Annotated in this window: 1 protein-coding gene; it reads right to left on the bottom strand. The window is 55.7% G+C overall.

Features of this window, described 5'->3' with window-relative positions; all coding sequences use genetic code 11:
• Positions 1-644, bottom strand: a 644-nt coding sequence (locus ACTHUM_RS17275; RefSeq protein WP_440403594.1) for a hypothetical protein, incomplete at both ends; no start/stop codon positions are given.

Below are 644 nucleotides of genomic sequence, written 5' to 3' on the forward strand. Positions count from 1 at the left end.
TTTGTGTTGTTTGGGGGGGTGGTGGGGTTGGTGGTGTGGGTGTTGGTTTGTTCGTTGGGGTTGTGGTTGTGGGTGGTTAGGTCTGGGTGGTTTTTTTTTGGGTGGTTTGTGGGTTTTGTGTTGTGTTTGTTGTTGGCGTTGGTGGTGGTGTGTTGTGGGTTGTGTTGGTGGGGTGGGTGTGGTTTGGTGGTGTTGTGGGTTTTTGTGGTGTTGTGGTGGGTGGGGTGGTTGTGGGTGGGGTTGGTGGGGGTTGTGTTGTGGGGTGGTGTGTTGTTGGTGTGTGGTTGGTTGGGGTGGTGGGGCGTTGGTGTTTGTGTTGGGGTTGTGGTTGGTGTTGGTGTTGGGGGCGTGGTGGGGGTGGTTGGTGTTGGTGGTTGGGGTGTTTGTGTTGTTGGTGTTGGGGGTGTGGTTGTGGGTGTGGGTTTGGGTGGGGTGGTTGTTGTTGTTTTGGTGGGGGGTGTGGGTGGTGTGGTTGGTTGTGGTGTTGGTTTGGTGTGGGGCGTTGGGGGTGGTGTTTGGGGGGGTGTGGGTGTTGGGGTTGTTGTTGGTGTTGGGGGTTTGGTTTTTGGTGGTGGTGGTGGTGGTGTTGGTGTTGGGGGGTTTGGTTTTGTTGTGGTTGTTGTTGGTGGTGGTGGTGTTGTTGT

This window comes from Neisseria sp. P0021.S006, assembly GCF_051956895.1.